The following is a 26,006-nucleotide window of genomic DNA, read 5'->3' on the forward strand; positions in this document are numbered from 1 at the left end:
TATCCCTCAAAAAAATCATGGATTTACTTTGAGGGTAAAAGTCTTATCAAAAGCACAAGTTTTTGATGAGTAACTAAATCCATAAATCCTAATCGCTATATTTCCTTGAAATTTAGGTACGCCAGATATCAGAACTCCTTTATAAAAACTATTTCTACTATTATCATCAATAAGTCTGGTTATAGTTATACCTGTATTTTCAGGGACAATATCCCAGTTTATATTATTCTCATTAGGCATAGCTCCTTTTAGGATTTCTATTTTTTTTGAATATTGTTGACCAACTGCGGCCTCTGCTAATTCATCTGCACTAAAGCCGGCATCACAAGGAATAGGCGAACATCCGGAGGCTAATAGCAACAACCCCAATAACAATAAATTAACATATTTTAGTAACAACGAAACCTCCAAATAAATATCCTAAAAATATTTCTAAAGTTAAACTAGGTCGTAAATAATTACTCTCTACTCTACCCCATGAAAATGCTTCTAATTTAATTTCTTCAGTCAAGGGGGTAGCCTCTGTTATATTAGTCCCATCTAGTAAGGTTACTTTACCATTCCACACAATCCAATGATCTTTTGAGGCAGAAGGGTATTTCCCTGTATTCCTATCCATTGTTCCATCTAACATCCCTGCACCTATCAACGTTGTAACGGTCAACAAAAATTGGAGAGCTTCTTAGGTAGTTTTTAGTAAATTATGTTCAAATTCTGCTGGTGAAATAAATCCAAGTTTATAATGTCTTCTTTTTTGATTATAAATCGGTTCGATATAATCAATAATATCGCCCATCGCTTGCTCTCTTGTTATATAATCTCGATAATTAATTCTTTCTGATTTTAATGATCTAAAAAATCGTTCAGTAACGGCATTGTCTAAACAATTTCCAGCTCTACTCATACTAAAGGTAATTTGATGATATGATAATAACTGTTGAAATTGTTCACTACGATATTGAATCCCCTGATCACAATGAAATAAGGTAGGGCATTTTCCTTTTCGACGCTGTATCGCCATGTTTAGTGCCTTAACCGTCAGTAAACTGTTTGGCTTTTCAGAAAAGGCCCATCCAACAATACGCCTAGAGCATAGGTCCATCACGACAGCCAGATAGAGCCAACCTTGCCTTGTCCGAATATAGGTAATATCGCCAGACCAATAGCGATTAATCGTTGCTGGATTAAATTGTCGATTTAAATGATTGGCTGCCAGTAGCGATGATTTACCGCCACGAGGATAGGAATGCTGTTTAGTCCTTTTAGCCACTAGGCCTAATTTTCGCATTAAGCGTCGGACCTTATCTAAACCAAGCTTAAACCCTTTTTTAACCAGTTCAACTAACATTCTTCTTTTTCCATATATACCGTCCATTTCGTTATGAATTGATTTCATGGCAATTTCAAGCCTAGCATTAATTAATTTAAATGCGCGATGTTTAATTCGATAATAAAAAGTACTCGGTGCTAATGATAAACACCGACAGATTTGAGCGGTTTCATTTCCTGCCTTCTTCAGTATTAACGCTATTTGTTGCTGCTTGTCATTTCGATGGCGAAGAAGGCTGAAGCCTTTTTTAATAACTGATTATCACTTTGCAACTGCTTAACTTGTTTTTCTAAAGCTTGTATTCGTTTTTGTTCAGCGGTCAGCGCACTACTTTTAGGCGTAATACCTTGTCGTTCTTTTCTATATTGTGTTACCCAGCGCCCAATTGATGAAATACTCACATTCATTGTTTTTGCTGCATCTTTATGTGCATAACCATAATTAAGAACGAGCTCTGCACATTCTCGTTTAAATTCACTACTTAGTTGTCTTGTCACGGGGTAATCTCCTTAGTTGATGGTTTATCATACCGCTAAGTATGTCTCCAAGAAAAGTATACCGTTACACCTGTAACAGGTGTAGAAATTGATACAGCCTTACCAATACTACTTGTAAGATTATTACCATTTTCATCTTTTAGTTGAACAGTGATAACTGTTGTATCAACATCATTAACAATAATAGAAGTTGGATTAGCAACAATTTCTGATTTTGTTGCACTCGCAGATCCAGCGATGTATGTCACATTTGCTTCATTAGAAGAAGCGACACCATTAATACTAAATCCAAATGTATCTTCACCAGTAGTTGTTGATGCAACTAAAGCAGTGTAGCTACCATCATTATTATTCGTAATATCTTTTAATGTTCCATAAGCTGATGCTGAAGAGATAAAAATTTTAACTTCTTCTGGACTAGCTGCAGTTAGATTATTACCAAACTGATCTTTTAATTGAACAGTAATTTTTGATGTAGTCGTTCCATTAGCCACGATTTTTGTTGGATTAGCCACAATCGTTGACTGAGTTAAATCAGCAGTACCTGATGTATAAGTTACACTCGCTTTTGCTGTAGTTCCTTTACCGCCCGAAGCACCATCTAATGTAAAGCCGATATTATCAACACCTGCTACTTTAGAATAAACTTCAGCTTGATAAGCACCATTACCGATTGAATGTAAAGCAACTTTAGTTTCACCAACACCGACATTAATTCCAGTTAATGCAACAGTTCCAGTCACATCGCCGGCTAAGTTATTACCAAACGCATCTTTGAATTGAATCGTGATAATAGAAGTATCACTATAATTCGCTGTAATTGTAGCTGGTGCGGCTGTAATAGTTGAATTTTCTAAATTAACGGTTCCCGCAGTATAAGTAATTGATGTTTTTTGTGTTCCATCACCTTTACCAGTTAATGTAAAGCTAATAGCATCATCGGAACCTGTTTGGGTTGATGTTACTGTTGCAGTATAACTACCATCACTTTGGAAAGTTAAGCTTTTATCTGTATTATTTGCTTTACCAATATCTAGGCCGGTTAAAACCATTGCACCTTGATCTGTCGTGATCTTATTACCATTCTTATCTTTAAGTTGTACAGTAACCGTTGATCTCGCTACATTATTCGCAGTAATCGATGCAGGACTTGCCACTATAGTTGATTGAGTAAAATCTACATCACCAGGCGTATAGGTAACAGTAACTTGAGCAGTACCTTGACTTGCTGAACTTTCTGAAGTACCTAATTTATAACCAATATTATCAGAACCTGACGTAGTCGATTTAATTTTTGCCTGATAGCGACCATCACTGATATACGACAATTCAAAATTATCTTCAAGTGATGGATAACCAGTACTTAAGTTAACAAAATAGACATTACCTTCCTGCGCAGTCAAGTTATTACCGAACTGATCTTTTAGCTGTACAGTAATTGTTGATTCAGCAGAGCCATCCGCTGTGATTGTAGTTGGACTTGCAGTAATAGTAGACTGAGTTAAACTCGCTCCACCTGTTTTATAGGTAACATTTGCAAATATTGAAGGGTCATTTTCAGTACCAGCTAAGGTAAATCTAAAACTATCAGTACCAGTCTTGGTTGAAGTTACAGAACCTTGATAATAACCATTTCCTTTATATGTTAAAGTTGCACTATTTCCTTTATTAACTTCACCAAAGTTATAATTGAATAATTTAACTTCACCTTCATTAGTGGTTAAATTATTACCATAAGCATCTTTTAACTGAACTGTAATAATTGACTCATCAGAATCATTCGCTTCAATTGTTGATGGAGATGCGACAATTGTTGATTTAGTTAAATCAACAGAACCTGGTGTATAAGTCAATGGTGCAGTATTTTGGCTTAAATTATTATCCAGTCTAAAGCCAATATCATCTTTACCTGTTTTTGTTGATTTAAGTACTGCGGTGTAAGTACCGTCGCCATTATCAACAATATCTTTATCTATAATACCGATTGCAGTATTAGTGTTAGCTGTATTAAAGGCTAAAACAACAGAACCAGAACTTGCCGTTAAATTATTACCATTAGAATCTTTTAACTGGATCGTAACAGTAGATTTATCAGTATTATTTGCAACAATAGATGAAGGCGATACTGAAATGGTTGATTGAGCTAAGTCAACAAGACCTGCAGTATAAGTTACAGAAGTTGTATCGCTCCCGGCATTATTATCCAGTTTAAAACCGATTGTTCCATCTGTACCTGTTTTAGTTGAACTCAACGTAACGGTATATTTACCATTCTCAATATATGATGCAGTAATCGCTGATGCAGCTTGAGTTGCAACATTAACACCAGTAATAACGACATCACCCGATTGGGTAGTCAAATTATTACCAAATTTATCTTTTAACTGAACTGTAATTGTTGTCGTTTCAATACCATCAGCGGTTATTGATGCTGGATCGGCATTAATTGTCGACACAGTTAAGTCAGCACCTCCTGGGGTATAAGAAACTTGAGTTTCAGCACTTGAACGTACTGAATCTAATTCAAAGGTAAAGGTATCAGTACCCGTTTTCTCTGAAGTAACTTTAGCAGTAAATGTTCCATCATCATTATTTACTGTGGTAATTGTTGCGTTACTCACAGCTGGGGTATTTTTAATCACGATTTTTAAATCGTAAGCTGTACCCGTTGCAGGATTAGTTCCAGAAGTAACATTGTTACCAAATTTATCTTTTAATTGTACTTTAACGACTGATGATGTCTGTCCATCAGCTACAATCGTTGTAGGCTCAGCTGAGATCACCGAAGAACCTACATCTGGTTCACCAACTGTATAAGTCACAGAAGCTTGATGTGCTCCTAGTTTAGTGGAGACTTTTTAGTAACAAAAAAGGAGTCTCAAATGAGTAAAAAATACGATCCCCAATTTAAACAAGAAGCGATCAATTTAGCCCTAAATAGCGAACAAACTTATCGACAAACAGCCAATGATTTAGGTATAAATTACAAAACATTTTGTAATTGGATGTACCAAACGATGAATAAACCAACCCATCAAGCGATAAAATCAAATAAAAAACCAGACTATCACGAACTTGAGCGTCAAAATAAAGCGATGAAAAAAGAGCTTGAGCTACGTAAAAAGGAGATCGATATCCTAAAAAAGGCCGCTCAGTACTTTGCGAGCCTGAAATAGCAAGGTACGAATTTATTAAAAAGCAAAACACGCTATCTAAGCGTCGTTTATTTCATCTATTTGACGTGTCAAGTAGTGGTTACTATGCCTATTTAAAGCGATTACCGTCTCAGAGAACAGTGTTTAATCAGCAGCTTGACAAAAAGATTGAAACACTATTTGAAGATCATCGGCATCTCTATGGTTATCGGCGTTTACATGTCGAACTTTTGGAGGAAGGCTATTGTTTATCACGTGAACGAGTTCGTCGACGAATGCACAAGCTTCACCTTAAAGCAAAACAACGCAAAAAGTATAAACAAACAACGCACAGTAACCACAACAAACCGGTCGCTGAAAATATTTTAGATAGGCACTTTACCATGGACACACCTAATCAAGCTTGGGTATGCGATATAACTTATATTAAAGTGAACGGACAGTGGTTATACCTCGCGATTGTACTTGATCTCTACTCTCGTAAAATCATAGGCTGGGCGATGGATACGCATATGGAAAGCTCGCTAGTTTGTCAAGCCTTAACTATGGCTTTGCTTCATCGGGGCTATCCAAGTAAAGTGATTGTTCATAGTGACCGTGGTGGCCAGTATTGTTCCGATGATTACCAAGCTATATTAACGGCTTATGGCTTAACGTGTAGTATGAGTCGCAAAGGTAACTGTTGGGATAATGCGGTGGCTGAAAGCTTTTTCCATACCTTAAAAACAGAATGGATTTACCGACACAAACTAGAAAATATGGCACAAGCTAAATCGATGATCTTGTGGTACATTGAGGTTTACTATAACCGAGTAAGAAAACATTCATATTTAAACTATTTATCACCTGTTCAATTTGAAGAAAAAATGATTTAATAATTTGAAAATAACTCTCCACTAAAATGTGGGCAGATCACATTGAATGCCCCTGCAAATAATGACCATATTCCTAATAAGAAAAATAGTGACTTGATCCGACCCAATAACGTTTTCGTTACCATGTTATATTCCCTAACCTTATATCAATTAGCCAAGCTGTTATTTTTAAATTCAAAGTGCAGTTAAAAATAGTAAATAAAAAATCAGTAAAGAATTAATAAAGAACTGAATCATTAACGATACAATCCCTATTTTTTAAAATAGTTAATTTAATTAATACATTACCGTTTAAAAATAATTACTTTAAAAACCAAAAAACATAGAATATAAAAAAATAGTAAAGAATCATCACCAAATAGGAGTGATTCTTAACAATAAAAGAACGATTTTTTTACAAAGTACGAGGAAAATAGACAAAATCAAAGATTTCGTCAATGACATTTTTGTCATCAAATGTTAAGATTAAGTTAATTTCAATCTTTTCAAAGAATTACGATGATAATAAAGAGTTTTTTTAGGAGATTTTGATAAAAATCAAGTAAAGGGCATTGAGCATATGCCTACAAAAGAGCTGTTCTATACTTAATTCGCAATAAAATTACAAATGTGATTCATTAGATTTAGAGAAAATTATTCAATAAAAATAGATATAAAGTGATTTGAGTTGGGTATTGGAAGATGAGATCATTTGTCAAACTTTTATCAAAACAAGAAGTTGATAAACTTCTTGTCATATTGATAGATTAATGGTGCCGTGAGCGGGACTTGAACCCGCATGCCCTAGAGCACTACCCCCTCAAGATAGCGTGTCTACCAATTTCACCACCACGGCAAAAATCTTAATTACTCCGGAATATCAGATGTTGGGCTAGTTGATTCCGGCTGTACAACATTTTGTGAAGCGGCAGGTGTTTCATTCGTTAGTGGCGCATCTGCAGTTGCTGCTGGTACAGTTCCATCAGCTAAATTCCAGAAAGTATCATTACTTCCTTTTCTGCTACCTAAATTGGCTAATGCAATGCTAATAATAAAAAACAGAATACCTAAAATTGTTGTCGTACGAGTTAGAAAACTCCCCGTACCCGCTGAACCAAATAGCGTTGCTGACGCACCAGCACCAAAAGACGCGCCCATATCTGCGCCTTTACCTTTTTGGATTAATACTAAGCCAATGATAGCGATCGCGATAATTAAAAAAACAATAATAAGAATTTCGTACATTTTAACCTGCAGTTAATTTAATTATTCTTCCATATCGTTATATTTCAAAATATTTTTTTGTTATGAAAGAAAAATAAAAAATATTGATGGCGAATATTATCGAAACCTGAGCCAACAAGCAAGTAGATTTTAGCTTTTTTATCAATTTTCCATTAAACAATAGTACGCATTAGCACCATAAGTCAGTATAATGTCGGGTTTTTAAGAAAGTAATTGAAGCAAATATGAAATTTATTATTAAGTTATTCCCAGAGATTACGATTAAGAGTGACTCTGTCCGTATACGTTTTATTAAAATTTTGACAAGTAACATTCGTAATATTTTAACCCAACATGTTGATGTTGCAGTTATGCGGCACTGGGATTATATTGAAGTCAGACCTAGAGTTAAAGGTATTGAAAATGAAGTTCTTGATCTCTTATCTCGTATCCCGGGTATTCACCATATTCTGGCTGTTGATGAGCGGCCGTTTACAAGCATTCATGATATTTATGAAAAATCGCGTGATTACTTTGCACCTATTATTGAGAATAAAACATTTTGTGTTCGAGTAAAACGTCGTGGTAAACATGATTTCACCTCAATAGAAATAGAACGTTATGTAGGCGGTGGACTAAATCAATATGTTGAAAGTGCCAAAGTTAAGCTAACAAAACCCGATGTAACGGTTAATTTAGAGATTGATCACGATAAATTACTATTAATTAAAGGACGCTATGAAGGTATTGGCGGATTCCCTCTGGGTACCCAAGAAGATGTCTTATCATTGATTTCTGGTGGTTTTGACTCAGGTGTATCAAGTTATATGTTAATGCGGCGCGGCTCGCGCGTACACTACTGCTTTTTCAACTTAGGTGGAGCAACTCATGAGATCGGTGTAAAACAGATGGCACACTACTTGTGGAACCGTTTTAGTAGTTCCCATAAAGTCCGCTTTATCACGATCGACTTTGCTAATGTTGTTGGCGAAATTTTAGAAAAAGTAGATGATGGCCAAATGGGTGTAATCCTAAAACGTATGATGGTACGAGCTGCATCTCATATTGCTGAGAAATATGGCGTACAAGCGCTTGTAACAGGAGAGGCTTTAGGACAAGTATCGAGTCAAACATTAACTAATTTACGCCTAATTGATAATGCAACGGATACACTGATTTTACGACCATTAATCACTCACGATAAAGAGTTAATTATTCAACTAGCTCGGCAAATTGGTACCGAAGATATTGCTAAAACTATGCCTGAATTTTGTGGGGTTATCTCAAAAAGTCCAACAGTTAAAGCCATCAAAGAAAAAATTGAAGCGGAAGAAGCTAACTTCAATTTTGCTATTCTAGAGCAAGCAATCGCTGAAGCGCAAAATATAGATATTCGAGAAATTGCTAAACAAAATGATACAAAAATACATCAAGTACAAACGGTTGATGAGTTTGGTAACAGTGATGTAATTATTGATATACGTTCTCCTGATGAGCAAGAGGATAGCCCACTTACCATTGAGAATGTGGATATCAAACTCATTCCATTTTATAAACTCGCAACCCAATTTGCAGATTTAGATCAAAGTAAGCACTATTTACTCTACTGTGAACGCGGTGTTATGAGCAAACTGCAAGCACTTTATTTAATCGAACAAGGCTTTAATAATGTGAGTATTTTCAAACGACAAAAAGCCTAATTACAAACTTGAGAGACCATTTTCGTTATTTTTTTACTGTAAAGTATGATTATAGTATAAAAATGGGCCGAGATTTGTTAATTTAGTCATAGGGATGCAAACAACATCCCTATTTTTTTAACATAATCAAATCAATCGCTATAATTATCGATACCTGCAGGTAATACGAGTCCACTAGCAACCTCAGCTGCTTTTATATGACCGACTAATACTGAGATAATTTTCAGTGCAAAATCAATCGAGGTCGCAGGACCTTGGCTAGTAATAAGCTGATGCTTATCATCATAACAAACTCGAACATCTTGCCAATCTTTAAATGCAGACTTTGTACTTGGATATCCGGTCATATTAGCATTAGGAAATAGAGTATGATGCTGTAATACCATCGCTGGCGTTGCACAAATCGCAGCAACCAGCTTGTTTGCTTGATGAGTTTGTTTAATTTTAGCAATAACCTGTGGAGCATCTCGGAAATTTTCGGCTCCTTTAACCCCACCAGGTAAAATTACCGCATCAAACGGTTGATCTTTCACCTGCGAAAAGGTTTTCTGCGCTAAAATAGCGACTCCACGAGAACACAACACTTCACGTTCTTCCGTAATACTCGCGTAAGTCACGGCAATCCCAGCACGAGTAAGCAGATCAATAGTCGTTACCGCTTCAGTCTCTTCACAGCCGGTGGATAGTAGGATTAGGGCATTTGTCATAATGGGCTCCTTGAATAAAAAATAGCGTTAATAAGCTGTTTTACTAATAAATCCTTTTACTATTGTTAGCAAAATAATTTTAATATCAAATGTCACACTCCAATTATGAATATATTCGAGATCATATTTTACTCGTTTTTCCATTTTATCCAGTGTATCTGTTTCACCGCGATAACCATTAATCTGTGCCCAGCCAGTAATACCTGGTTTAACTTTATGACGCAACATATACCCCATTATCTCTGAACGATATTGTTCATTATGTACAACTGCATGCGGACGTGGGCCAACAATCGACATATCACCGAATAAAACGTTAAAAAACTGAGGAAGTTCATCAAGTGAAGTTTTACGCAAAAATGAACCTATTTTGGTCAATCTTGGATCATTTTTAGTCGCTTGCTTTACTTGGCTATCATTTTCCATCACTTTCATTGAACGGAATTTCAAAACTTTAATCAGTTTCCCATTAACACCATATCTATCTTGTTTAAATAAGATAGGTCCTTTTGATGTTAATTTGATAGCGATAGCAATAATTAACAACACAGGGGAAATCATTACTAATATAATAAAAGATCCGATAATATCTTCGACTCTTTTTATAAAAGCATTTAACCCTTTAAAAGGCGTATCATAAATAGAGACAACCGGAATATTATTAATAGTATAAATACGTGAACGTAATAAACTAAAGGTAAATATATCAGGTAACAACATAACAGAGCACGTTGTATCCGCTAATTGATTAATTAAATAAACAATATCTTTATGTAGCTCAGAGGAATCAGAAATATAAATCTGATCCAATAGTCCTTCTTTAGCATCTTTTATCAGCTGCTGAAAATCACCTTTACGCTCTATTCCGCTGACCGAGTGTTTTTTTTCATCATAAAAACCAACAATATTATAATTTGTCCAAGACATTTTTTTTAAATTTCTAGCTAATAATCGTCCTTGAGACTGGCGACCAATAAATGCTACATTTAGTACTCTTTTACGAAAAAAATGTTTACCCAAATAGTGAAAAAGGAGATGGTAGAGATAAAAAATAATACAAGTCGCAACAAACCAGCAACATAAAAATAAAAATGGTACAGAGAATAACGTAATAACTTCATAAATTATTGCCGCACTCCAAAAACCAATACTCCAAACTTTCAATAATGCAATAAACAACGCATTCACTCGAGTGGAAAATAGAGAGTGATAAAAATCCCGAACAATCGCAACGAGTAAAAAGCAGATAACGACTAACGATATGAATGGAACATATAATTGAATACTTTCATGATCAAACAAATAGCATACTGTAATAGATGAAGCAAAAATAATCACCATATCAAAAATAATTTGAAATATTGCAAAAGAAGGCATTGCAGACCGTGAAACTTTATGTCTAAGCATAAAAATAGTATCCTAATTATATATTATCTATATTTTTCAATTCGATAAATTATTAAAACTAACCAATTTTCGAAATTATTTGACTCAATATATGATCTATATTTTGTTTTTCTGAATAAGTTTTTTCTAACTTTTTCATATCTAATACAGAATAAAAAGGCCTTTTAGCTGGTGTTGGGTATTCGCTAGATGGAATCCCGACTATTTTTGGTTTATTGATAATCTTTCCTTGCTCAAACGCAACATCAATAATTTTATTAGCAAAATCACACCAGCTCATTGATTCATTACCGCAATAATGATAAATCCCCGACTCGTTATTCTGTTTTATTAATTGAATAATACAAGCAGCAAGATCGCCTGCATAAGTTGGGCAACCTATTTGATCATTGACAACTCTAAGCTCATTACGCTCTTTCGCTAATCTGAGCACTGTTTTAACAAAGTTATTACCATACTCACTAAATACCCAAGCCGTACGAATAATCGTTGTATTAGGATTAGCTTGCAAACTTAATATTTCACCTTTAAGTTTTGTTTTACCATATACACCTAAAGGATTCGTTTGATCTGTCACTAAATAAGGCGTTGTCTTCGTACCATCAAAAACATAATCGGTTGAGACATGAAAAAAACGAGCGCCAATTGAATGGCTCGCTAAAGCTAAGTAATAAGTGCCTTGAGCATTGATTTTCTCTGCTAATTCCGACTCTGTTTCGGCTTTATCAACTGCAGTATAAGCTGCAGCATTAACAATAATATCGGGTTTATGTGTTACTATAAATGATTCTACCGCTTGTCGATTAGTAATATCCAATACATCGCTATCTGTTGCAATTAATTGCCACTCTTTCGGGAAAATATCTTGAAAACAGCGTCCAAGCTGACCATTAGCACCGGTTAATAAGACTTTCATTATAGTTCTCCCAATAACTTACCAAGTTTATCTTTCTCCGACAGTATCGGATTTGATATTGGCCAATTGATATTTACTGTTGGATCATTCCACAATAAACATCCTTCAACTTTAGGATTATAATAATCAGTACACTTATATTCAAAATCAGCAATTTCAGATAAAACAACAAAACCATGGGCTAGTCCAGGCGGAATCCAGAATTGAGTTTTATTTTCTTCTGACAAAATTACCCCGACCCATTTACCATAAGTCGGCGAGCTTTTACGAATATCTACAGCAACATCAAAAACCTCACCCCGGACGACTCTAACCAGCTTTCCTTGAGGATTTTCTTTTTGTAAATGGAGTCCACGCAACACATCTTTTTGAGAGCGAGAATGATTATCCTGTACAAAATCTAAATCAATATTTAGCATTTTTTGATAACGTCGTTTTTCAAACGTTTCTAGAAAAAAACCTCTTTCATCACCAAAAACTTTAGGTTGAATAATTTTTACATCAGATATTTCGGTATCAATTACTTGCATATTATTCTCCTAACAGTCTATAAAGATATTGGCCATATTCAGTTTTGCTCAATCTTTTAGCTGACTCACTAAGCTGCTGATGGCTTAACCATTCATTTTTAAAAGCGATCTCTTCTAAGCAGGCTACTTTTAATCCTTGGCGTTTTTCTATTGTATGGATGAATTGAGAAGCATCCATTAAGCTATCATGAGTCCCCGTATCAAGCCATGCAAATCCTCTACCAAGAATTTCAACATTTAACGTACCTTTTTCCAAATACATTTGATTTAATGTAGAGATTTCTAGCTCACCACGAGCAGAAGGTTTAATTTGCTTAGCCATTTCAACTACTGCATTATCATAAAAATAGAGTCCAGTTACCGCCCAATTTGATTTCGGCTTTAATGGTTTTTCTTCAATCGAAAGCGCCTTAAAATCTTTATCAAACTCAACAACACCAAATCGTTCAGGATCATTAACCTGATAACCAAATATTGTTGCTCCTTCTTTACGACTAGCAGCTTGGGATAATTTTTGCCCAAAACTTTGTCCAAAATAGATATTATCCCCCAAAACAAGGCTACAGTTATCATTACCGATAAACTCTTCACCTAAAATAAAGGCCTGAGCAAGCCCATCTGGGCTTGGCTGTACAACATAACTAAAATTTACACCAAATTCACTACCGTCACCGAGTAAACGTTTAAAACCATATATGTCATCAGGTGTCGATATGATTAAAATATCTTTAATACCTGCAAGCATTAATACTGAAATGGGATAATACACCATCGGTTTATCATAAATTGGTAATAATTGTTTTGATACGCCTCGAGTAATTGGATGTAAACGTGTCCCAGAACCACCCGCTAAAACGATACCTTTCATAATTGACTCTCTTTATGACTACTTTCGATTAAACCCGCTCGTTCTCTTGCATAAGAACCATCTTTAATATTATTACACCATTTTTGATTATGCAGATACCATTCAACTGTTTTACAGATGCCACTTTCAAAAGTTTCTTGTGGTTTCCAGCCCAATTTTTGTGCTATTTTAGTTGCATCGATAGCATAACGATAATCATGTCCAGGCCTGTCTTTTACAAAAGTAATTAAGTCCGCATACTTATTAATATTATTTGAGTGATTTGGTACTAATTCATCTAAAATGGCACAAATCGTTCTGACTACATCAATATTTTTACGTTCATTATGTCCACCGATATTGTAAGTATCTCCGACTTCACCTTCTGTGACGACTTTATATAAGGCTCTGGCATGATCTTCAACATATAACCAATCCCTGATCTGTGAACCATCACCATAAACAGGTAATGCTTTACCCTCTAACGCATTCAGAATCACTAGGGGAATCAATTTTTCAGGGAAATGATATGGGCCGTAATTGTTAGAACAATTGGTGACAATAACAGGTAGTCCATAAGTTCTATGCCAAGCTCGAACTAAATGATCACTCGATGCCTTTGAGGCAGAATAAGGGCTACTTGGCGAATATGGCGTTGTTTCAGTAAACAGATCATCAGTACCATGCAGATCACCATATACTTCATCAGTGGAGATATGATGAAAACGAAAAGCCGATTTACGATCTTCTGGTAAAGAGTTCCAATAACTACGGGAAGCTTCCAGCAATGTATAAGTACCCACAATATTGGTTTCAATAAACGCAGCTGGTCCATCAATGGAACGATCGACATGACTTTCTGCGGCTAAATGCATTACTGCGTCAGGCTGATAGTGCAGAAAAAGCTTATCCAGTGCTTGTCTATCGCAAATATCGACTTGTTCAAAATAATATCGATTACTACCCGAAATAGAATCTAAAGACTGTAAATTACCCGCATAGGTCAGTTTATCAACATTAATAACCTCATCTTGAGTATTATTAATAATATGCCTAACAACCGCTGACCCAATAAAGCCAGCACCGCCTGTAACGATGATTTTCATTCTAAGTATCCCAAATCTTATTTATAACTGTAATAAAGATAAAATGTGCTGAGTTTTTTCTTCCATCAACTTCTTATTACCTTTTGCTTCAACATTAAGCCTAATCACTGGCTCAGTATTAGATGTTCGAAGATTAAATCGCCAGTTATCAAAATCCATCCCTAATCCATCAGTCATATCAATGTCTTTAACTTCAGAAATAAAATAGTCTTTAATTTTTTCAATAGCATGTTTAGAATTTTCCACCACTCGATTAATTTCACCTGATACAGGGAATGCTTTGATTCGCTCTTCAACTAGCTCACTTAACGATTGATTTTTAACACTCAATAGCTCAGTGACAAGTAGCCATGGAATCATACCACTATCACAATAAGCAAAATCACGAAAATAGTGGTGAGCACTCATTTCACCACCATAAATAGCATCTTCTATACGCATTCGTTCTTTAATAAAGGCATGACCCGTTTTCGATTGAACAGGCACTCCCCCATTTTGAGTCACGATTTCAATAGTATTCCAAGTCAAACGAGGATCATGAATAATTTTGGCACCTTTTTCTTTTAATAAGAAAGCCTCAGCAAGTAAACCAACAATATAATATCCTTCGATGAAGTTACCTTTTTCATCAAATAGAAAACAACGGTCAAAATCACCATCGAAAGCGATCCCCATATCGGCCTGATACTGAATAACGGCTTGTTTTGTATCGTCTCGACATTCGGGTAGTAAAGGGTTAGGAATTCCATTTGGAAAATTACCATCGGGTTGATTATGAATTTTAATAATCTCAATAGGAAGTTTAGCATTTTTAAAACGCAACTCAATCTCATCGATAATATGACCAGCAGCACCGTTACCTGAGTTTATTACGAGTTTAAGAGGACGCTTCAAGTAAGCGAAATTGACATACCCCAATAAATGGTTCACATACGGTTCAATGATATTTTGTTTGGTATAAGTTCCTCTAGCATTAACCGTGGTAAATTGTTTTTTTTCAGCCATTCTCTGGATATCGTTCAACCCAGTATCACCACTAATTGGTTTTGAGTTATCTCTCACAAGTTTCATCCCATTATAATCAATAGGATTATGGCTCGCTGTCACCTCAATACCACCATCTAGCGATAAATGAAAAGTTGCGAAATAAACTTCTTCAGTTCCAGCTAGACCGATGTCAACAACATTGACACCTGCATCTTGTAAACCACTCGCTAATGCGAGTTTAAGAGATTCACTACTTAAACGAACATCAGCCCCAACCACAACTGTTTTTGCTTGTAAATATTCACCATAGGCGCGACCTATTCGATAAGCAACATCTTCATTTAATTCTTCGCCCAATTTTCCACGAATATCATAAGCTTTGAAACAAGTTAATTTTATACTATTTTCCATTCGCCTATCCTTTATTGCGCTTGTTGTAGTAATCTTCTAAACGAATAATATCATCCTCAGCTAAATAATAACCAGATTGGATTTCAATTAATTCAAGATCAATTTTACCTACGTTTTCCAAAGCGTGCTTTTCACCTAACGGAATGTAGACAGATTGATTTGGGGACAGCAGCTTTGTCTTTTCACCAATAATCACTTTCGCTGTTCCTGAAACAACAACCCAATGTTCAGAACGATGATGATGAACCTGTAATGAAATTTTACCACCAGGCTTAACTTTCGTATTATTAACTTTATAATGATTTCCACGATCAATTAAATCAATATGTCCCCAAGGCCGATAAGATTGACGATGAACTTGATGTTCATTACGTTTATTTTTTTTCAACTCTTCGATAACTTGTTTAACTTGCTGGCATTGGTTCTTATCCATCACTAAAACGGCATCTTTTGTTTCAATAATGACTAGTTCGTTGACACCGACAGTAGTCACTAATTTATTTTCAGCACGAATATAATTATTAGTTGAATTGATAGCAATGACATCGCCATGAAGAACATTGTTATCATGATCTTTAGCACTGATATCCCAAAGAGAAGACCAACTACCTACATCACTCCATTTTGCATCCATTGGTACGACTACCGCATCTTTGGTTCGTTCCATTACCGCATAATCAATCGAATCAGAAGGACACTTTTCAAATTCAACTTTATCTAGTCTTACAAAGTCCAAATCAGATGCGGTGTGATTTAATGCTAACTGGCAACATTGTAAAATATCTGGACTAAATTTCTTAAGCTCCTCAAGATAGCAAGAAGCTTTGAACATAAATAATCCACTGTTCCATAAAAATTTTCCAGATAATAGATATTCGGTGGCCGTTGTAAGATCAGGTTTTTCAACAAACTGCTCAACAAAAAATGCACTATTCCCTTGAGGCTGACCTTTTTTAATATAACCATATCCTGTTTCGGGATGAGATGGCACAATCCCAAACGTAACCAATTTATTCGTTTGTGCATGTAGAATGGCGGATTTAATTGCGGTATAGAATGCATCTTCATCATTAATAACGTGATCTGCAGCCAATACCAATAAAACTCCCTCAGGATCTTGTTTAGCAATTTGAATAGCAGATAAAGCAACTGCTGGTGCAGTATTACGGCCAAATGGCTCTAAAATAATATTATGCGATAATTGACCAATCTCTCGTAATTGTTCCGCAGCAATAAATCGATGCTCTTCATTACAGATGATTAACGGATCTGTAATACCAGCTAAACCATGTAATCGCTTAATAGTTGCTTGTAGCATAGAGTCTTCACCATGCAAACGAATAAATTGTTTTGGGTATGTTTCTCGGGATAAAGGCCAGAGACGACTACCTGTACCACCGGCCATGATTATTGGATGAATTTTCATCGATTACTTACTCTTATTCATTAAATTACTATATACAATATCGACAGATTTATTCATTGATTGAGCCGAAAAACGAGATGTAACAAATTTAATACAATCCGTTTTCATTGAACCCCAATCAGATAAAGTCTTATTATTCAATATTTGTACTACGTTATCTAACTCATTATCGAAATTAAATAAATATCCCGTGACTTCATTTTGAATAACTTCAGGTAAAGAACTACAATTATTGGCAATCACAGGTAAACCAAAACTTTGAGCTTCAACGGCAACAAGCCCAAATGATTCCCATCTACTTGGCATAATTAAGACAGTGGCGTATTGAAAATATGGAATGATTTTATCAAACTTTACCCAACCTAAATATTTCACATTCTTAGCTGAGATAATCTCAACTTTATCATGAACAGTATCACCGATAATCGTAAATTCAAATTTATCGGGATCTAACATTTCAATTAAATGTAATAAATTATCATACCCCTTTTGATAATCAAATCTACCAACAAAAAGCAAATGAATTTTATTTGAAGTATAAGGCGATAGAGCAATTACATCTGAAAAATTTATTCCATTATAAATAACACATAACTTCTTTCTATTTAATTTTACGCGAATTGCTTGAGCTTGTTCATATTGACTAGTACAAATTATTTTATCTGTAATACACTGTAAGAATTTTTCGATAAAAATATAAATAAATTTTTTACTTCTACTATTCGGAATTAAAAATGCAAACGCATGTGGACAATATATGACCTTAGGTCTTCTAATTGGATATAATAAAATAAGAACAGATCTACAGATCACGCCAGCAAAACTACTATGAATATGAACTATTTTAGGATCGCTTCTAATAATTAACTTAGTGAAATTCCAAAATAACGATAAAAATGAGCTAATATTTCGTCCTGTTCGTCGAAAAGTATATTGTGAGCAATTAACTAAACTATCTAATTCTGTAGATTGACTATCAGGAATCAGTATCTCAACGTCATTGTTCATAGTTTGATGAATCACAAGTTGCTTCATTACTGATGCAACCCCACCTTTGATAGTTTCTGCTACATGTATTATTTTCATAATTCATCTAAACCAATATGAGAACTAATTATCGCATTCAATTTTATTGCTGAATCAATCCATGAAAAACGAGCTACATTTTTATAGCCCTTATTGATTAATTCATTATATAGATTTTTATCCATCATAACCTTTTTGAAAGCATTGACTATATTATCGATATCAAAAGGATTGAAATAAATTACGCTGTCAGCCAAAACCTCAGGCATCACTGATAAATTAGATGATAAAACTGGACATCCACAAGCTTGAGCCTCTAAGGGTGGAATACCAAACCCCTCATACAATGATGGAAACACAAAAGCAAAAGCATTTTGATACAGTTTGATTAACTCCTCATCGGAAACTCTACCAATAAAATCTATATTTTTTACAGCTTGATATTGTTCAGCAATTTTACCTTTACTACCAACTATTTTTAATTTCATAGATGGGTCATTAAGTTGAATAAAAGCCTCAACCAACCTATGGAAGTTTTTATGTAAGTAATCTGATGATACAGCTAGTAAATAATTTTCTTCACATGCTAGTTTTCCATTTGATGAAAATTTTTCACCAACCGCATTATAAATAATCTCAATATTATTTTTACAATTAGGATAAAAATGTTGTATCTCGTTCTTTGAAAACTCACTAACTGTTAATAGCTGTTTAGCATGTTTCACTAGTAATGGCACCATTAATTTATAGAAAACACCAAAACTAAAAGAAACGCTTTTAGGATATCGTCTAAATGTTACATCATGTAAAACGAGAATATTATTTTTATAAAATACTGGTGCACGGTTACAAAGATTAATTAATAAAGGATTTTTTTGGGTCTTTAGGTAACGAGGTAACTCAATTTGTTCCCAATGAAGCCCATTCTTTTTACCAATCACCTGCAAATTAAAAGATTTTGGTATCAAATTCACATCGATTGAATGAGGTACAAGAAATACAACATCATTTCGTAACTTGACAAGTTCCTTGCAAATTTCTAATGCAAAACGTTGTACGCCTGTCATATTTTGAGTGAGAAAACGACCATTAATATATACAACCTCTTCCATATACATTTACCTTATATCATATTTTTAAAATTAGGGTTTGTAATTGCATAGTAATAAGCAAAAATAACAAAACTATCAATCGAAAACATGTACACTGTAGAAGTAAATACTATAATAACCAAAAACTCAAAACTATGAATTTTTAATGTATAACACGTAAATAAAAAAAGTATGATCCCTAAAATACCAAAGTCTACAACTAGGCCTAAGATTCCAATAGAAACAGAGTAGTCTTTATCAACCATTAAATAGTTTGTTAACGATCTTGAATTTTCAATACTACAGCTAATCACTTCATGACATCCTAACACCAACTGTTCTGCATTCATATTATAAACTAAATATGCAGAAGAAAACCGGTGAGCTAAGGATGTATTTTCATATAAATAACCCGTAGATCCAATATCTAAATAACTAGCTAAAAAAATGAATAAAAAGCAACTAAAAATATATGTTATCCCCAAAGGCATTAGTTTTATTATTCTTCTAAAAGCTAATAAGAATAATAATAAAATTATTGCTATTGAAACCTTAGATAAGCTAAATGAAAATGCTAATATAAAAATAATCCATTCAACTTTTTTGATATTTTGTTCCCTTAGTCTTAGCAACCAAATAACTAATAAAAGCGATACAAAAAAACCAGCTTCTCTTGACAATCCTGACATACGAGGTAATAAAAATACCTCATATTGATTCGTATATGTAAGAGTAGCAAAATTTCCCCAAACAAATTGTGATATAGAGGTAGGCCCTAGTAAAAATGACAATTTAGGATCAATCATGAAAAGGATAAACTGTAGAATGCACAAAATCGCCGAAAATAAGAAAGCTACAAAAATTTTAGGAAAAATCGAATCTCTAACTGCATATAAATAGGTTAATCCTAATGTGATTATATTAATTTTGATAAATAAATCGATTCGAAAGCAAAATAAGGCTAAGCATCCCCATAATAAAACAATTAATAAGATTTTTTTATTAAGGTTATAGCATAAAAATAATAGATATCGTTTATCTAAGAAAACTAACGGGATCCACAAGTAGAATGTTAAACCAAAGAAATATGGACTTAGTATGGGAGCTATTAAAAAAATTGCAATCAACCAACGAATCGTTTTTAAATAAAAATTTTCTGTTTTACTAATGCATAATAAACAATTCATAATAAATGTCACAATTATCTCATGGGCTAACTGATGATAGAGTTTAATAAATACATACTAAATAGAAAATCTGTATAACATCATCAATCTACTTCATTTTGGTTTTATTAAAAAACTCTTCTAAAAATAACTAAAATACATATTCTTATAATTTATAATTTCAAACGCAATAATTTTTCTGATTGCTCAATACCAATAATATCTTTTCCAAAATAATTTACTTCTTCAATCAAATATTGATGTATATATTTTTTTAACCTTTCTTGATTAAAATTTGTGTATAATGCCCGACCTAGTACCGTTATTTTCTTATTATAAATCAGCGCCTCTAGACCAACCGTTGAATTTATAACAATAACTTCTTTTGCATTTTTTATTAATTCAATTGTATTAGTATTAACTAAAATAAAATCACTATTTTTTTGTTTTACAACAATTTCATCAATAGCAATTTGTTGTCTTTCTGCTGGGTGAATTTTAACAACTAATTTTAATTTAAGCTCACTTGCTTTTTTTAAAGCAAAATCAATAGCATCAAGATTGCTATAATCTGAATTTAATTTTACTTGAGTATCTGTCGATACTTGCAAAGGTAAAAAAATATATCCATCACTACGGGTAGAACAAAAAGAATTATCAAATTTAAGGTTGTCTAAATTAAGTTTGCTTTTGACTTTTATTGTACAAAAGTTTTTTTTATATGTACTAGAATAACAATATTTTAATGCTAAATTAACTGCACTCATCATTTTTATACGTAACTTAAACTGACTTTGAGGTAGTTTACCTTTTTTTCCTTGTTCATAATACTTGATCCAATTCGTATGATATTCATTTGGTACACTTTCTAAATTATCTATAATTTCTGGGTGAAAAAATACAGATGATTTAGCATTCGTACCTAAAGGATCTGAAAACATTTTATTTGGTAAATTTGATATTTCAAGATAAACCCTATCAATATCCCGTTTTTTGCATGCCATAGATGATGCTCTAGCTATCAAAGTATCACCATTCCATATTACACATTTAACAATTTTCTCGCGGCTAAATAAACGATCTAAGATGTTTATTGTAGAAATATAATTATCCTTTGCCTGAATAAATGAAAAATCATTATTTAATACATCTACTGACGTTTTTATGTCAGAGTCAATAACATCTTGATCAAAATTATTTTGATTTCTATCTTTTTTAATTAAGATACTAGTGTAGTGATTCAACTTACATAATAAATGAACCAATGGATCTGGAGTAACAACAACAATATCATATCTTTTAGATAACTCTGGGAATATTCTAGAGTAGAAAGAAAAACGTTCAATATAATCAATTATAAATACGATCATAATTAAAAACCATTCTATAAGTTATACATAAATTCAAAATTAAAACTATCGAGGAAACTGCAGTAAATAAAATTATCAAATTAATTAATGAAAAATGGATGATATAATTAATTAAAAACAGAATACCCAAAGCGCTACCAAATAAAAAATTCATTAAAAAATCAATTTTTTGCTTTTTGAATACTAAAAAAAGTTGAGATGCAGGAGAATAAAGTAATTGTAAGAAAAATAAAGGAATCATATATTTATAGATCGTTGAAGCAAGAGACCAGCTTTGGCCAAACATAAATTCAATAATCCATTCAGAAAATAAATAGCTGAATATACCATATAAAATAGCTAATATAAGCATATATTTCATATATGTTTTATACACATCTCTTATATCAGACGATGAAACATCCAAAGCAGACAACATATCCCGTCGAAAAACACCACTAATACTTTGTGACAATAATGCAATAGGGAAAAAACCCATTTTATATGCAACCGTAAAATACCCTGCATCCGCCAAACCATACCATACTGGAATAAAAATAGATAAGGCATATAAATAAATCGCAGAACAACAGGTTGATGGAAAAATAAATAGAGGGTATCGTCTATTTTCCTGAAGAAAAAAACTAAAATCCAATACAGTTTTTTCTTGATATTTTTCATAGAAGACTAGGATCAACAAAAAAATAGCTACACAACTATATAATATAGAATAAATCAAAAATAAGTTACTACTTGCATCAAGTAAAAACAATATGACTACAGCAATAGTGAAAAATAAATTAATAATACATCTGAAAAAACCTATATATACATATTTTCTTAAGCTATTTAAATAATTAATAAACCCTTGAATAACAATAAAGCTAAAAGCAAATAAAACTATCAGAATAATACTATTATCGAAAATTAGCGCTATCGCTGATAAAATGCTGACAACAACTATTGCCAGAAAGTATATATTGCAAAGAGATTTAAATGACTCTAAAGATGAATTACAAATGCAAGCTAACTCATATCTAAAAACAAATATTGTCCCTAAAAATGTTGCTAGAGATAGCTGATAATTTAGCTCACCTAAAACATCGGCACCTAAATAGCGGCCGATAAACCATAATGATATAAAAAATAACAATTGACCAACAACAACACCGATCATCGAAATCAGTGAGTCGCTTAATCTAACTTTAGTACTTATATTTTTCATTATATTACGACTGGATTCGCTCAATCTCAACCCCTAATCCTCGGAGCTTCTCTTCAATTTTTTCGTAGCCACGATCAATATGGTAGATACGATCAACCATCGTTGTGCCTTTAGCGATTGCTCCTGCTAGAACTAGACTAGCTGAAGCGCGAAGATCGGTTGCCATCACCTCTGCACCAGTTAATTGTTCGACGCCATGAGTAATCAAAGTATTACCTTCAATTTCAGCTTTTGCACCCATACGAATAAGCTCGGGTACATGCATAAAGCGATTTTCAAAAATCGTCTCTTTAATAATTCCTGTCCCTTCTGCCACCATATTAAGTAAAGAAAACTGGGCTTGCATATCTGTTGGGAAACCAGGATGTGGCGCTGTATGGATATTAACTGCTTTAGCTCGTTTGCCTTGCATATCGATGCTAATCCAATCATCTCCCGTTTCAACTGTTGCACCTGCATCACGCAATTTAGCCAATACCGCATCAAGGGTCGTTGGATCAGTATTTCGGCAAATAATTTTACCTTTAGAAATTGCCGCTGCAACTAAATAAGTCCCTGTTTCAATACGATCAGGTAAAATTTTATGTACACCACCGCCTAATTTTTCAACGCCTTCGATCGTAATGCGATCAGTTCCGGCCCCACTAATTTTTGCACCAAGTGTATTCAAAAACTTAGCTGTATCCACAATTTCCGGCTCGCATGCTGCGTTTTCGATTATCGTTTGTCCGTCGGCTAAAGTCGCAGCTGTCATGATAGTAACCGTTGCACCCACGCTGACTTTATCCATCACGATATGAGCACCTTTAAGGCGGCCATCCACGGTTGCTTTAACATAACCTTCGTCTAGAGTAATTGATGCACCTAGCTTTTGTAAACCAGAAATATGTAAATCAACAGGTCTAGCACCAATTGCACAGCCGCCCGGTAAGGAAACTTGTCCATGACCAAATCTTGCTACAAGTGGTCCTAGTGCCCAAATTGAAGCTCGCATCGTTTTTACCAGTTCATAAGGTGCACAATAATTATTTACACCGCTAGCATCAATATCGACAAAACCATTACGTTTAATCTTTACACCAAGACGCTCTAATAACTCAAGAGTTGTATCAATATCTTTCAATTTTGGTACATTTTGAATTTCAACAGGCTCTTCTGCCAATAAAGAAGCAAATAAAATTGGCAACGCGGCATTTTTTGCCCCAGAAATGGTCACTTCGCCACTTAATTGTGTTGACCCGACGATTTTAAATTTTTCCATAAACCCAATAATCCTAACACCGTTAATATTGCCAAGTATTATAAATCGTATTAACAAATAAGTAAGTAAATAATTATTCACTTACAATGGATAATCAATGACACGTAAATTGTATATGACTTTTATTGCAAAAGGAACAAGACAGACCGTGATTATTACCCTCAAAAGTGATAGTATGACGAAAGTTTAATCCATTAAGGACCGATAATGTTTGATAACTTAGCCAAAGCGGGTAAATACCTTGGGCAAGCAGCTAAATTGATGATAGGCATACCAGACTACGATACTTATGTACAGCATATGAAACTGACTCATCCCGAGCAAACACCGATGACCTATGAAGAGTTTTTTAAAGAACGCCAAGAAGCCAAATACGGTGGTAAAGGCGGCTTTAAATGTTGTTAAAACGTGAATAAATTGAGTAAAGATTAGCTATGACGACACAACATCTATTACCTGTTACAATTTTAACTGGTTTTTTAGGCGCCGGTAAAACGACGTTGATTAACTATTTACTTAATCATAATCAACATGAAAAAATCTTAATCATTGAAAATGAGTTTGGTGCAGTTAATGTTGATAGTGGCCTATTAAAAAAAGATGACAATATTGAAATTGTTGAGATGACTAACGGATGTATCTGTTGTAGTGTACAAGGCGAGTTAACCGAAGCGTTGCACAAATTACATCAAAAACGTTTAGAAGGTCAAGTTGAGTTTGACCGTTTAATTATTGAAACGACCGGACTGGCAGATCCTGCACCAATTTTACAAACCTTTTTTATCGATGATTTAATTCGCGAAACGATTCAACTTGATGCTGTGATTACGTTAGTCGATAGCGAGCATATCCTTAAACAGCTCGATGAACATCGTGTTGCTTCTTCACAAATTGGTTTTGCAGATCGTATTATTTTGACTAAAGCTGATCGTATTAATGAACAACAAAAACAGGCTGTCTTAGATCGAATTAATAAAATTAATCAAAAAGCACTTATTTTTGAAGCAATCCAAGGGCAAATACCTAAGCAAGAGTGGCTCGATATTCATGCTTTTGATTTAAGTGATGAGCTAGAACTCAATAAAGGCTTTTTTGTTATTGATACATCTAAACAACTCATGGCTGATTTTAAACCTTTTTCAGTAAACAACACTAAACAGTCATGGAATGATGATATCTGTTCTTATGTTTTTGAAGCTGGTGAACTAGATTTAAAGAAAATTGGCTCATTTACGGAACAACTGATTGAACACTATGGCAATGACATGTTGCGTTATAAGGGTGTATTGGCGATCAAAGATCAACCTCAACGCTTGATCGTACAGGGCGTGCATAAAGTAGTAGGATTTGATTATGGTGCGCCATGGCAATCAGCGAATGAACGTATCTCAAGATTCGTTATTATCAGCCGAAAATTACCTTTTGAACAACTTGAAAAAGAATTTTTAGCAACGATAGCCGATTAATCCTCGGCTTTTCGTTATAATATTGCTGTAACCTATTAATCTAGTGTAAAAATAATAGAACCAACCAAAGACACTCAAACTATAGCCCGAGTAACTTCCTTTCTCTCTGCCACTCAGTGGGTGTATAAGTCTTAATTGATAATGCATGAATACTATTATTAGCAATTAAGTCTGCTAATGGTCCATAAACAGCCTGCTGTTTTTTCACTCGACTGAGTGTTGCAAATATCTCACCAACAGCGATTACCTGAAAATGGCTATTATCTTCCGTCATAACATAAACATTATCCAACGTAAGCGCAGCATTCAATTTATCTTCAATTAC

The 26,006-nt window shown here is 34.0% G+C and carries 26 protein-coding genes and 1 tRNA gene; 5 read left to right on the top strand and 22 right to left on the bottom strand.

Annotated features, from left to right (window positions below):
• Nucleotides 1–15 precede the first annotated feature (15 nt).
• The 5 genes from RHO11_07470 to RHO11_07490 are packed head-to-tail and all read right to left on the bottom strand — an operon-like array spanning nucleotide 16 to nucleotide 4,649.
• A complete protein-coding gene (locus tag RHO11_07470; protein WVD60346.1) occupies nucleotides 16–399 on the bottom strand; it encodes a hypothetical protein in 384 nt (127 codons plus the stop codon).
• Complete coding sequence (locus RHO11_07475) at nucleotides 380–634, bottom strand: hypothetical protein (protein WVD60347.1); 255 nt, start codon at nucleotides 632–634, stop codon at nucleotides 380–382. Before RHO11_07475 ends, RHO11_07470 begins: the two co-directional genes overlap by 20 nt.
• Nucleotides 635–682: 48 nt before the next feature.
• Nucleotides 683–1,582: an IS3 family transposase gene (locus RHO11_07480; GenBank protein ID WVD62865.1), complete on the bottom strand. Its 900-nt coding sequence runs from the start codon at nucleotides 1,580–1,582 to the stop codon at nucleotides 683–685.
• Nucleotides 1,528–1,827 (bottom strand): transposase, encoded by a 300-nt coding sequence (locus RHO11_07485; protein ID WVD60348.1) that lies wholly within the window; start codon nucleotides 1,825–1,827, stop codon nucleotides 1,528–1,530. Before RHO11_07485 ends, RHO11_07480 begins: the two co-directional genes overlap by 55 nt.
• A gap of 35 nt (nucleotides 1,828–1,862) precedes the next feature.
• The gene (locus RHO11_07490; protein ID WVD60349.1) at nucleotides 1,863–4,649 is read right to left on the bottom strand and encodes an invasin domain 3-containing protein; all 2,787 of its coding nucleotides are present in this window, start codon (nucleotides 4,647–4,649) and stop codon (nucleotides 1,863–1,865) included.
• A 60-nt stretch (nucleotides 4,650–4,709) separates the two neighbouring features.
• Between RHO11_07490 and RHO11_07495 the strand changes: the two genes are divergently transcribed.
• On the top strand, nucleotides 4,710–5,003 hold the full coding sequence (locus RHO11_07495) for a transposase (GenBank protein WVD60350.1): 294 nt from the start codon (nucleotides 4,710–4,712) through the stop codon (nucleotides 5,001–5,003).
• Between the two features lie 14 nt (nucleotides 5,004–5,017).
• Nucleotides 5,018–5,857 (top strand): IS3 family transposase, encoded by an 840-nt coding sequence (locus RHO11_07500; GenBank protein WVD62866.1) that lies wholly within the window; start codon nucleotides 5,018–5,020, stop codon nucleotides 5,855–5,857.
• Between the two features lie 750 nt (nucleotides 5,858–6,607).
• Here RHO11_07500 and RHO11_07505 read toward each other — a convergent pair.
• Nucleotides 6,608–6,692: transfer RNA gene (locus RHO11_07505), tRNA-Leu, on the bottom strand.
• Between the two features lie 11 nt (nucleotides 6,693–6,703).
• A complete protein-coding gene (gene secG / locus RHO11_07510) occupies nucleotides 6,704–7,081 on the bottom strand; it encodes a preprotein translocase subunit SecG (protein ID WVD60351.1) in 378 nt (125 codons plus the stop codon).
• A 224-nt stretch (nucleotides 7,082–7,305) separates the two neighbouring features.
• On the opposite strand from secG, the gene thiI reads away from it, so the two are divergent.
• Complete coding sequence (thiI, locus tag RHO11_07515; GenBank protein WVD60352.1) at nucleotides 7,306–8,760, top strand: tRNA uracil 4-sulfurtransferase ThiI; 1,455 nt, start codon at nucleotides 7,306–7,308, stop codon at nucleotides 8,758–8,760.
• A 131-nt stretch (nucleotides 8,761–8,891) separates the two neighbouring features.
• On the opposite strand, the gene RHO11_07520 is transcribed toward thiI, so the two are convergent.
• From RHO11_07520 to murA, 14 genes are all read right to left on the bottom strand, one after another.
• On the bottom strand, nucleotides 8,892–9,467 hold the full coding sequence (locus tag RHO11_07520; GenBank protein ID WVD60353.1) for a DJ-1/PfpI family protein: 576 nt from the start codon (nucleotides 9,465–9,467) through the stop codon (nucleotides 8,892–8,894).
• Nucleotides 9,468–9,494: 27 nt separating this feature from the next.
• Nucleotides 9,495–10,874 carry an undecaprenyl-phosphate glucose phosphotransferase gene (locus RHO11_07525; protein ID WVD60354.1) on the bottom strand — a complete coding sequence of 460 codons (1,380 nt, stop codon included), beginning with the start codon at nucleotides 10,872–10,874 and terminating at the stop codon, nucleotides 9,495–9,497.
• 58 nt (nucleotides 10,875–10,932) lie between these two features.
• Nucleotides 10,933–11,790: a dTDP-4-dehydrorhamnose reductase gene (rfbD, locus tag RHO11_07530; GenBank protein ID WVD60355.1), complete on the bottom strand. Its 858-nt coding sequence runs from the start codon at nucleotides 11,788–11,790 to the stop codon at nucleotides 10,933–10,935.
• The gene (gene rfbC, locus RHO11_07535; protein WVD60356.1) at nucleotides 11,790–12,320 is read right to left on the bottom strand and encodes a dTDP-4-dehydrorhamnose 3,5-epimerase; all 531 of its coding nucleotides are present in this window, start codon (nucleotides 12,318–12,320) and stop codon (nucleotides 11,790–11,792) included. The genes rfbD and rfbC overlap by 1 nt, the downstream gene beginning before the upstream one ends.
• 1 nt (nucleotide 12,321) lies before the next feature.
• On the bottom strand, nucleotides 12,322–13,188 hold the full coding sequence (rfbA, locus tag RHO11_07540; protein WVD60357.1) for a glucose-1-phosphate thymidylyltransferase RfbA: 867 nt from the start codon (nucleotides 13,186–13,188) through the stop codon (nucleotides 12,322–12,324).
• Nucleotides 13,185–14,273 (bottom strand): dTDP-glucose 4,6-dehydratase, encoded by a 1,089-nt coding sequence (gene rfbB / locus RHO11_07545; protein WVD60358.1) that lies wholly within the window; start codon nucleotides 14,271–14,273, stop codon nucleotides 13,185–13,187. Before rfbB ends, rfbA begins: the two co-directional genes overlap by 4 nt.
• A gap of 21 nt (nucleotides 14,274–14,294) precedes the next feature.
• On the bottom strand, nucleotides 14,295–15,671 hold the full coding sequence (gene cpsG, locus RHO11_07550; GenBank protein ID WVD60359.1) for a phosphomannomutase CpsG: 1,377 nt from the start codon (nucleotides 15,669–15,671) through the stop codon (nucleotides 14,295–14,297).
• Between the two features lie 4 nt (nucleotides 15,672–15,675).
• The gene (locus tag RHO11_07555) at nucleotides 15,676–17,097 is read right to left on the bottom strand and encodes a mannose-1-phosphate guanylyltransferase/mannose-6-phosphate isomerase (protein ID WVD60360.1); all 1,422 of its coding nucleotides are present in this window, start codon (nucleotides 17,095–17,097) and stop codon (nucleotides 15,676–15,678) included.
• Between the two features lie 3 nt (nucleotides 17,098–17,100).
• A complete protein-coding gene (locus RHO11_07560; protein WVD60361.1) occupies nucleotides 17,101–18,183 on the bottom strand; it encodes a glycosyltransferase in 1,083 nt (360 codons plus the stop codon).
• The gene (locus RHO11_07565) at nucleotides 18,180–19,241 is read right to left on the bottom strand and encodes a glycosyltransferase family 1 protein (GenBank protein ID WVD60362.1); all 1,062 of its coding nucleotides are present in this window, start codon (nucleotides 19,239–19,241) and stop codon (nucleotides 18,180–18,182) included. The genes RHO11_07560 and RHO11_07565 overlap by 4 nt, the downstream gene beginning before the upstream one ends.
• 5 nt (nucleotides 19,242–19,246) lie before the next feature.
• Entirely contained in the window at nucleotides 19,247–20,020 is a 774-nt protein-coding gene (locus RHO11_07570) for a hypothetical protein (protein ID WVD60363.1), read from the bottom strand.
• Nucleotides 20,021–20,553: 533 nt separating this feature from the next.
• Nucleotides 20,554–21,750 carry a hypothetical protein gene (locus RHO11_07575; protein WVD60364.1) on the bottom strand — a complete coding sequence of 399 codons (1,197 nt, stop codon included), beginning with the start codon at nucleotides 21,748–21,750 and terminating at the stop codon, nucleotides 20,554–20,556.
• On the bottom strand, nucleotides 21,731–22,978 hold the full coding sequence (locus RHO11_07580; GenBank protein WVD60365.1) for an oligosaccharide flippase family protein: 1,248 nt from the start codon (nucleotides 22,976–22,978) through the stop codon (nucleotides 21,731–21,733). Before RHO11_07580 ends, RHO11_07575 begins: the two co-directional genes overlap by 20 nt.
• Nucleotides 22,959–24,215, bottom strand: a complete 1,257-nt coding sequence (gene murA / locus RHO11_07585; protein ID WVD60366.1) for a UDP-N-acetylglucosamine 1-carboxyvinyltransferase — start codon at nucleotides 24,213–24,215, stop codon at nucleotides 22,959–22,961. Before murA ends, RHO11_07580 begins: the two co-directional genes overlap by 20 nt.
• A gap of 207 nt (nucleotides 24,216–24,422) precedes the next feature.
• On the opposite strand from murA, the gene RHO11_07590 reads away from it, so the two are divergent.
• Together RHO11_07590 and RHO11_07595 are read left to right on the top strand one after the other, a co-directional pair.
• Nucleotides 24,423–24,620, top strand: a complete 198-nt coding sequence (locus tag RHO11_07590; GenBank protein WVD60367.1) for a YbdD/YjiX family protein — start codon at nucleotides 24,423–24,425, stop codon at nucleotides 24,618–24,620.
• Nucleotides 24,621–24,649: 29 nt separating this feature from the next.
• A complete protein-coding gene (locus tag RHO11_07595) occupies nucleotides 24,650–25,681 on the top strand; it encodes a GTP-binding protein (GenBank protein WVD60368.1) in 1,032 nt (343 codons plus the stop codon).
• Between the two features lie 79 nt (nucleotides 25,682–25,760).
• Here the strand turns inward: RHO11_07595 and RHO11_07600 are convergent, their stop codons facing one another.
• The gene (locus RHO11_07600) at nucleotides 25,761–25,955 is read right to left on the bottom strand and encodes a BolA/IbaG family iron-sulfur metabolism protein (GenBank protein WVD62867.1); all 195 of its coding nucleotides are present in this window, start codon (nucleotides 25,953–25,955) and stop codon (nucleotides 25,761–25,763) included.
• Nucleotides 25,956–26,006: the final 51 nt, after the last annotated feature.

It is taken from the genome of Orbaceae bacterium BiB, assembly GCA_036251205.1.
In the GTDB taxonomy this organism is placed as follows: Bacteria; Pseudomonadota; Gammaproteobacteria; order Enterobacterales; family Orbaceae; genus Orbus; species Orbus mooreae.